8 protein-coding genes are annotated in these 8,612 nt (G+C 70.6%); 1 reads left to right on the top strand and 7 read right to left on the bottom strand.

All coding sequences use genetic code 11. The annotated features are described in order from the left end of the window. The 7 genes from AOK16_RS22015 to AOK16_RS22045 all read right to left on the bottom strand — a co-directional run. Positions 1-407: LacI family DNA-binding transcriptional regulator (locus AOK16_RS22015; RefSeq protein WP_157859306.1), on the bottom strand; the 407-nt coding region annotated here is incomplete at its 3' end. Further along, positions 404-1,831 (bottom strand): L-fucose/L-arabinose isomerase family protein, encoded by a 1,428-nt coding sequence (locus AOK16_RS22020; protein WP_055473912.1) that lies wholly within the window; start codon positions 1,829-1,831, stop codon positions 404-406. The genes AOK16_RS22020 and AOK16_RS22015, both read right to left, overlap by 4 nt. Before the next feature lie 33 nt (positions 1,832-1,864). Then, positions 1,865-2,185: an L-rhamnose mutarotase gene (locus AOK16_RS22025; protein ID WP_055473913.1), complete on the bottom strand. Its 321-nt coding sequence runs from the start codon at positions 2,183-2,185 to the stop codon at positions 1,865-1,867. A gap of 23 nt (positions 2,186-2,208) precedes the next feature. Continuing rightward, positions 2,209-3,297: a rhamnose ABC transporter substrate-binding protein gene (rhaS, locus tag AOK16_RS22030; RefSeq protein WP_055473914.1), complete on the bottom strand. Its 1,089-nt coding sequence runs from the start codon at positions 3,295-3,297 to the stop codon at positions 2,209-2,211. Between the two features lie 56 nt (positions 3,298-3,353). Beyond that, entirely contained in the window at positions 3,354-4,349 is a 996-nt protein-coding gene (locus AOK16_RS22035) for an ABC transporter permease (protein ID WP_055473915.1), read from the bottom strand. After that, entirely contained in the window at positions 4,346-5,383 is a 1,038-nt protein-coding gene (locus tag AOK16_RS22040; protein WP_055473916.1) for an ABC transporter permease, read from the bottom strand. Before AOK16_RS22040 ends, AOK16_RS22035 begins: the two co-directional genes overlap by 4 nt. A 140-nt stretch (positions 5,384-5,523) precedes the next feature. Next, positions 5,524-7,053, bottom strand: a complete 1,530-nt coding sequence (locus AOK16_RS22045) for a sugar ABC transporter ATP-binding protein (RefSeq protein WP_055473917.1) — start codon at positions 7,051-7,053, stop codon at positions 5,524-5,526. Between the two features lie 212 nt (positions 7,054-7,265). Between AOK16_RS22045 and rhaI the strand changes: the two genes are divergently transcribed. Beyond that, the gene (gene rhaI / locus AOK16_RS22050; RefSeq protein WP_055473918.1) at positions 7,266-8,435 is read left to right on the top strand and encodes an L-rhamnose isomerase; all 1,170 of its coding nucleotides are present in this window, start codon (positions 7,266-7,268) and stop codon (positions 8,433-8,435) included. Positions 8,436-8,612 lie beyond the last annotated feature (177 nt).

Here is an 8,612-nt window from a genome sequence, read left to right on the forward strand (position 1 = left end):
GTCACCAGCACGCCCCGCACCCGCTGTTCGGTGAACAGGCCCAGGTACTCGGCCTCCTCGCTCGGGCTCTGCGCGCTGTTGCACAGCATCACCCCGAGCCCCGCCTCGCGCGCGGCGCGCTCCGCGCCGGAGGCGACGTCCACGAAGAACGGGTTCGCCATGTCCAGCACCAGCAGCGCGATGATCCGGCTGCGGCCCGCCCTCAACTGCCGTGCGGACTCGCTGCGTACGTACCCCAGCCGCTCGATGGTGGACTGGACGCGGACCCGGGTCTCCTCGGAGACCGAGTCGGGGCGGTTGATCACGTTGGAGACCGTGCCGACCGACACCCCGGCCACGCGGGCCACGTCCTTGATGCCCACCGGATGGCCCGGGTGGGCTGCCGCCGGGCCGGCGAGTGCGGTCATCGGCCGGTGACCTCGACCAGTTCGAGACCGGTCAGATCGGCCAGCGCACGCAGGTCGGGCAGCAACCGGCCGGTGGCGAGCGCCCAGTGGTGGCCGACGCCGCTCGCGCTCCAGGCGTCGGTCCACTCCCCCGGGTCGGTCCCGAAGTCGACGCGGGAGGTGGTGTTGCCGATCTGGAGCAGCGGTCCTGCCACGACCTCGCCCTCGGAGGCGATCAGCCGGTAGCGGCCGTCGCGGGACTGGCCGATGCCGAGGAGGGTCACCGGGCCGTGCCTGACGTCGAACTCGACGGAGACGCCCCAGCCGCGCTTCCCGTGGTAGACGCCCAGGCCGCGCAGCAGCGGGCGCCGCTCGCTGATGGCGAGGTGGCCGGGCCCGTCGTGGCCCATCTCCACCACGCCGTCGCGGAAGTCGAGCGCCTGCAGCTCGGTGAACGAGCCGCCCGCGCCGAGCCGGTCGGCGACCAGCATGGCGAGCGAGGTGCGCAGCTCGTACTCCCCGCAGGTGGGCACCCCGCGGGCGGTCAGCAGGGAGGCGCCAAGGATCATGCCCGCGCCGAGCCGCTCGTGGATCTCCCCGTCCAGGCCGCGGTGGTAGTACGCGAGCGAGTCCAGGTCGAAGTCGGCGACCAGCCGGTCGAGGGCTGCGGAGACCCGTGCGGCCCAGGCGAGGTCGTCCTGAACGACGGAGTCGGCCAGCTCGAACACCTCGCGGGTCTCGGCGAGTTTGGCCTCGACCTCGGCGTCCCGGACCTTCTCCACGCGCACCCGCAGGTCGTCGAACTCCAGGACCTCGACGTGGCCGCCGAGGTTGCCGGAGACCATCGTCAGGTCGGTGGACACGTCGTACATGCCCGGGTAGAGGTGCCCCATCAGTCCGTGCCGCCCGTTGCGCAGCACCGACCGCACGCCGGCGGCACGGATCCAGCGGCCGATGCGCTGCCAGGCGCGCTCGTCCTCCAGGTGGCCGGAGACGGACCGGAAGGGAACTCCGGCGCGCTCGAAGGCGTTGGCCATTTCAGGGAGGGGGCAGGCACCGCAGTAGGCGAGCCAGGCGCCCGTGTCGAAGGACGCGTGGTCCATGGCCTCGGTGGGCTGGAGGTTGATGAGGAGTACGGGGGCGCCGCTGCGCTGGGCGACGGGCACCAGCATGGTGGCGGTCATATAGGTGGTGAGGAAGCCGACGATCAGGTCGCAGCCCTCGGCGCGGAGCTTCTCGGCCGCGGCGGCGCCCTCCTGGGCGTCGGAGATGAAGCCGACGTCGACGACCTCGGCGTCGAACTCCCGCATGCGCTCGGTGACACGCTCCGCCGAGCGCCGCAACTGCGGGAGCAGGTCGGGGAACTGGGGCCAGTAGGCGCCGAGCCCGCCCGCGACGAGCCCGATCCTCGGCCTGCGGGCGGTGGCGGGAGTCCGTACGGTCATGCGGGCTGTTCCCTTCTGAACGGGATGGTGGTGCTAGTCGAGGTGGAACACTTCGGTCAGCGGCTTCATCGCCTCGTCGGGCCCGGTGCCGTCCAGCGCCTCGAAGAACGGCACCATCTCGGCCTGCCAGCGGGCGTTGACCCCGGTGGCCGCCATGGCCGCCTGGGCGGCCGCGAAGTCCTCGGTCTCCAGGTAGCCGACCAGCAGGCCGTCCTCCCGGAGGAAGAGCGAGTAGTTGTGCCAGCCGGCGGCGGAGAGTGCCGCGAGCATCTCGGGCCATACGGCCGCGTGACGCTCGCGGTACTCCTCCAGCCGCTCCTGCCGCACCTTCAGCAGAAAGCAGACGCGCTGCATCGGGAGATCCCGCCTCCTGCGGATCAGAAGTCGAACCCGTCGATGTTCTTCTTGTCGAAGACGGTCGGCGGGCCGAGGATGATCTCGCCGTCCTTGCCGATGGTGTACTCGCCGAGCTCACCGGCCTTGAACTTCTCGCCCTCCGCACCGGTGATCTGCCCCGAGGCGAGCGCGGCGGCCGCGTACGAGCCGAGGTAGCCGAGCTTCTTCGGGTCCCACAGCGAGAACTGCTCGACGGTGCCGTCCTTGACGTACTTGCGCATCTGGTTGGGCGTGCCGAGGCCGTTGATGACGACCTTGCCCTTGTACGAGGAGTCGCTGATGTAGCGGGCCGCGGCGGCGATGCCGACCGTGGTGGGCGAGATGATGCCCTTCAGCTTCGGGTAGGCCTTGAGCAGACCCTGGGTCTCCTGGAAGGACTTCTGGTCGTCGTCGTCGCCGTAGGCGACCTTGACCAGCTTCATGTCCTTGTACTTCGGGTCCTTCAGCTCGTCCTTCATGAACTCGATCCAGGTGTTCTGGTTGGTCGCGTTCTGGGTGGCCGAGAGGATCGCGATCTCGCCCTTGTAGCCGAGCTGCTCCGCGATGTGCTGGACCTGGCTGCGGCCGATCTCCTCGGAGCTGGCCTGGTTGATGAACAGCTGGCGGCAGTCCTTGGCGGTGTCCGAGTCGTAGGCGACGACCTTGATGTCCTGCTTCATGGCCTGCTTGAGCGGGCCGCACACCGCGTTGGGGTCGTTGGCCGCGATCAGGATGGCGTCCTGGCGCTGCTGGATCAGGGTGTTGATGTAGGAGACCTGGGAGGAGGCCTTGGCGTCGGAGGGGCCGACCTCCTTGCCCTGGCCGCCGAACTCCTCGGCCGCCGCAATGCCCGCCTCGTCGACGATCTTCTCGTACGGGTTGTTGATCTGCTTCGGCAGGAAGGCGAGCTTGAGGCCCTTCTTCAGCGGCGCGTTCGGGTCGGCCTTGGCGTTGCTCGCCGCCTCCTTGGCCTCGCCCTTGGTGTCGTTCTTGGTGGTGCCGGAGCAGCCGGCCAGCGTGACGGCGAGCACGCAGGCCGCGGCGGTGGCGGAGAGGGTGACCCGGCGGCGGGTGCGGACGTGAGAGGACATGGTGAAGTCTCTTTCCAGGTACAGGAGTTGCGGGTGGATAAGGGTCTGACGGGGGCTTACGCGGTGGCGGGGGCGGCGGTCGCCGCGCGCCGCTGCCGGCGCTCGGAGACCGAGGTGACGACCCGCGGGGTGAGGACGGAGGCGACGAGCAGCAGGCCGGTGACGATCACCTGGATCTCGTTCGACACGTCGTTGAGCGTGAGCAGGTTGTTCAGCAGGCCGATCAGCAGCACACCGGCGACCGCGCCGCCGAGCGTGCCCTTGCCGCCGTCGAAGTCGACGCCGCCGAGCAGCACGGAGGCGATGACGACGAGTTCGAGGCCCAGGCCGTTGTCGGCGCGGGCGCTGCCGTAACGCAGGGTGTAGACGATCCCGGCGAAGGAGGCCACGAAGCCCGCGAGGACGAACAGCACGAGCTTGAGCCGCTTGACCCGGATGCCGGCGAAGTAGGCCGCGTCCTCCTGGGCCCCGATCGCGTACAGCGACCGGCCGAAGGCCGTGCAGTGCAGGACGACGGCGGTGACGACGGCGAGGACGGCGAACAGGGCGATCGGGTACGGGACGAAGGTGCCCGGCACGGTCTGGGTGTAGGTGGCCCACTGGGCGTACGCCTCGGGGAAGTCGGCGATCGCCTTGTCGCCGAGGACCACGGAGGCCAGGCCCCGGTAGAGGGTCAGGGTGCCGATGGTGACCGCGAGCGAGGGCAGTCCGACGCGGGTGACGAGCCAGCCGTTGAGGAGGCCGCCGAGCGCGCCGACGAGCAGGCAGATCGGCACGATCAGCTCGAAGCTCCAGCCGGCCTCCCACAGCGAGCCCGCGAGCGCGCTGGAGAGCCCGAGCATGGAGGCCACGGACAGGTCGACCTGCCCGGCGACGACCAGCAGGGTCATCGGCAGGGCGATCAGCGCGATCTCGGCGGTGTCGTTGAGGGCGGCGGACAGGTTGGCGGTGTCCGCGAAACCCTCGGTCGTACCGCTTCCGGCGAGGAAGACGGCGATCAGCAGCACGCCGACGACGGTGTCCCAGCGCAGGTACTTTGCGAGCGTGTTCAACGCCGGCTCCTCTTCCTCAGCGCGCTGGTGGTGCGCAGGTTCACGATGCGGTCGGTGGTGATGGCCGCGAGCAGCAGGACGCCCGTGATGGCCTGCTGCCAGAAGGAGTCCACCTTCAGGACGACGAGGGCGCTGCCCATGGTGGTCAGCAGCAGTGCGCCGAGCGCCGCGCCCCAGACGGTGCCGACACCGCCGGTGATGGCGACGCCGCCGACCACGACCGAGCTGACCACCGTCAGCTCCCAGCCGTTGGCAGCGTCGGCGACCACGGTGCCGAAGCGCGCCAGCCACAGCGCCCCCGCGAAGCCGGCGACGGCGCCGGAGAAGGCGTACGCGGCGAGCACCCGGCGGCGGATGGGGATGCCGGCCAGCCGCGCGGCCTCGGGGTTGGACCCGATCGCGTACAGCTCGCGGCCGCCGCGGTAGGTGCGCAGGTAGTACGCGGTGCCCGCCAGGACGGCGGCCGAAATCAGCGGCAGGTACGGGATACCGAGGATGCTGCCGCTGCCGAGGCCGAGCACGTCGTCGGGCACGTTGGAGGCGTTGATCTGCTCGCCGTGCGCCCAGGCGTGGTCGATGCCCTGGATGACGTAGAGCATGCCGAGGGTGACCACCAGCGCGGGCACCTTGCCGAAGCTGACGAGCAGTCCGCTGACGAGCCCGCACAGCACGCCGAGGCCGATGCCGAGCAGGACGGTGGTCAGCGCGCTGTGGTCGGTGCCGGAGACGAAGCTGCCGCAGGCGAAGGCCGTCAGGCCGACGACCGAGCCGACCGACAGGTCGATGTTCCGGGTGATGACGACGACGGACTGGCCGGCGGCGAGCAGCACCAGGATCGAGGAGTTGAGCAGCAGGTCCTTGATGCCCTGGTCGTCCAGGAAGGACGGGTTGGCCAGCCAGGTCCCGAGGATCAGCACGAGGAGCGCCCCGCCGATGCTGAGCTCGCGGGCGCGGAAGACCAGATCCATGAGCGACCGCGCGGATCGCCCGTCCGCCTCGGGCGCGGCCGGCGGGGATTCGATGGTGGCCGTCACGCCGCTGTCCTTTCGTGTGAACCGCCGGTGGCGGGGCTGCTTGGCTGGGGCGGCTCCTGCCGCCGGGGGGCGATCGGCGCACCGCGCGCGGGGGCGGAGGCAGTCGCGCTGCGCGGGGCTGCGGAGTCGGGGCAGGTCCGTCATGCCGCCGCCCCCTCCCCGGCGAGACGCCCGGTGGCCGCGGCCATGACCGTTTCCTCGGTGGCTTCCGCGCGCGGGAGTTCCGCGACGAGGCGGCCCTCGTGCATCACCAGGACCCGGTCGGCCATGCCGAGGACCTCCGGCAGGTCGGAGGAGACCATCAGCACGGCGAGTCCTTCGGCGGCGAGCGAGGAGAGGAGGCGGTGGACCTCGGCCTTGGTGCCGACGTCGATACCGCGGGTCGGCTCGTCGACGATGAGCACGGCCGGGTCGGTGGCGAGCCACTTGGCGAGGACGACCTTCTGCTGGTTGCCGCCCGAGAGCACCCCGACCGCGTCGGAGAGCCGGTTGTACTTGAGTTGGAGCTTCACGGCCCAGTCGGTGGCCCGCCCGCGCTCCAGCGCCCGGCGCACCAGACCTCCGCTGCCGAGCCGGTCGAGGCCGGTGAGCCCGATGTTGCGCTCGATGGAGGCCTCCATGACCAGCCCGCGCTGGCGCCGGTCCTCCGGTACGAGCGCGACACCCGCGGCCATGGCCGCCGTCGGCGAACCGGCGCGCAGCCGCTCGCCGCCCACGTGCACCTCGCCGGCGTCCGCCTTGTCCACGCCGAAGACGGCCTGGACGACCTCGCTGCGCCCGGCGCCGACGAGCCCGGCCAGGGCCACGATCTCGCCCTCGCGCACCTCGAACGACACGTCCCGGAAGACGCCTTCGCGGGTGAGCCGCCGCACCGAGAGAGCGGTCCCGCCGACGGTGGTGGCCTGCTTGGGGTAGAGCTCGTCGAGGTCGCGGCCGACCATGCGGCGTACGAGATCGTCCTCGGTGAGCCCGCCGAGGAGTTCGGAGGCGACCCAGCGGCCGTCCCGCAGCGTCGTGACGCGCTGGCAGAGCTCGAAGATCTCCTCCAGCCGGTGCGAGATGAACAGTACGGCGGCGCCGCCCTCGCGCAGGGTCCGCACGACCGAGAAGAGGCGGGCGGTCTCGCTGCCGGTGAGGGCCGCGGTCGGCTCGTCCATGATCAGGACGCGGGCGTCGAAGGAGAGCGCCTTGGCGATCTCCACGATCTGCTGGTCCGCGATGGAGAGCCCGCGGGCGAGCCGCTCGGGGTCGAGGTCGACACCGAGCCGGGTCATCAGGGCGGCGGTCGCGCCGTGGACGGCCCTGCGGTCGATCCGGCCGAGGCTGGTGCGCGGCTGGCGCCCCATGAAGATGTTCTCGGCGATGGAGAGGTCGGGGAAGAGCGTGGGCTCCTGGTAGATGACCGCGATGCCCGCGTCGCGGGCGTCGGCCGGGCCGTTGAAGACGACCGGCTCGCCGTCGAGGAGGACCTGCCCGGCGTCGGGGCGGTGCACGCCGGCGAGGGTCTTGATGAGGGTGGACTTGCCCGCGCCGTTCTCCCCCGCGAGCGCGTGGGCCTCGCCCGGGTACAGGTGCAGGGAGACGTCCTGCAAGGCCCGTACGGCACCGAAGGACTTGGATATGTCCGTCAGGGCCAGAACGGGGGCCGGGCCCGAGTCGGGCTGGTTCATGGAGGCTCCGTGGAAGCTGCGCCGTGAAAGGTTTCAACTGAGTTTCACGGAAGCTAGACGCGTAACACCCGCGACGTCAATGGGTCAGGCCAGGAAACTTTCTGGGCAAACTTTCCGACCGATGCCACGTCTTGACACACCAGTTGGGCGGCTCTAGCTTCACCACGATGAAACGATTCACGCCTCTGCTCAGCCACCGGGAGCGCTGATCCATGACTGCCGTATCCGCCGTGAAGGCGGCCCTCAGGACCCAGGCCATCGAGACGCCTTCATGGGCGTACGGCAACTCCGGCACGCGCTTCAAGGTGTTCGCGCAGCCGGGGGTGCCGCGCACCCCGCAGGAGAAGCTGGACGACGCGGCCCGCGTACACGCGCACACCGGGGTGGCCCCGACCGTGGCCCTGCACATCCCCTGGGACAAGGTCGAGGGCGCCGACGGCTACGCAGAGCTGGCCAAGTACGCGCAGGAGCGCGGGCTGAAGCTCGGTGCGATCAACTCCAACGTCTTCCAGGACGACGACTACAAGCTCGGCTCGGTCACCAACCCCGACCCGGCGGTCCGCCGCAAGGCGCTCGACCACCTGCTGGAGTGCGTCGACATCATGGACGCCACCGGCTCGCGCGACCTGAAGCTGTGGTTCTCGGACGGCACCAACTACCCCGGCCAGGACGACATCCGGGCCCGCCAGGACCGGCTCGCCGAGGCCCTCGCGGCCGTGTACGAGCGGCTGGGCGAGGGGCAGCGGATGCTGCTGGAGTACAAGTTCTTCGAGCCCGCCTTCTACGCGACCGACGTCCCCGACTGGGGCACCGCGTACGCACACTGCCTGAAACTGGGCGAGAAGGCACAGGTCGTCGTGGACACCGGCCACCACGCGCCGGGCACGAACATCGAGTTCATCGTCGCGCTGCTGCTGCGCGAGGGGAAGCTCGGCGCGTTCGACTTCAACTCGCGCTTCTACGCGGACGACGACCTGATGGTCGGCGCGGCCGACCCCTTCCAGCTGTTCCGCATCATGTACGAGGTCGTGCGCGGCGGCGGGTTCACACCCGACGTGGCGTTCATGCTCGACCAGTGCCACAACATCGAGGCGAAGATCCCGGCCATCATCCGCTCGGTGATGAACGTCCAGGAGGCGACGGCGAAAGCCCTCCTGGTGGACGGCGAGGCGCTGGCCGCCGCGCAGTCCTCCGGTGACGTGCTGGCCGCGAACGCGGTGCTGATGGACGCCTACAACACGGACGTCCGCCCGCTGCTGGCCGAAGTCCGCGAGGAAATGGGCATCGACCCGGACCCCATGGCGGCCTACGCCCGCTCCGGCTGGGCGGAGAAGATCATCGACGAACGCGTGGGCGGAACCCAGGCGGGCTGGGGAGCGTAACGCCTCCGGCGGGGGCCGGTTTTCGGCGACGGCCGTTGGGCACCGTCCCGCCATCCCGCCTCCCGCGGGGGGGGACCGGGTTTCGGGTGGCGGTCGTTCGGTACCGCCGGACTCCGTCGTCCCGCTTCCCGCGGAGACGGTTTCCCGGTGGCGGCCGTTCGGCACCGCCGAACTCCG

The organism is Streptomyces pathocidini, from assembly GCF_001418495.1.
Classification (GTDB): domain Bacteria; phylum Actinomycetota; class Actinomycetes; order Streptomycetales; family Streptomycetaceae; genus Streptomyces; species Streptomyces pathocidini.

Bases quoted from the DNA above. Each gene is read 5' to 3' on its own strand.
- AOK16_RS22020 (WP_055473912.1), bottom strand. From the start codon at position 1,831: ATGACCGTACGGACTCCCGCCACCGCCCGCAGGCCGAGGATCGGGCTC.
- AOK16_RS22025 (WP_055473913.1), bottom strand. From the start codon at position 2,185: ATGCAGCGCGTCTGCTTTCTGCTGAAGGTGCGGCAGGAGCGGCTGGAG.
- rhaS (WP_055473914.1), bottom strand. From the start codon at position 3,297: ATGTCCTCTCACGTCCGCACCCGCCGCCGGGTCACCCTCTCCGCCACC.
- AOK16_RS22045 (WP_055473917.1), bottom strand. From the start codon at position 7,053: ATGAACCAGCCCGACTCGGGCCCGGCCCCCGTTCTGGCCCTGACGGAC.
- rhaI (WP_055473918.1), top strand. From the start codon at position 7,266: ATGACTGCCGTATCCGCCGTGAAGGCGGCCCTCAGGACCCAGGCCATC.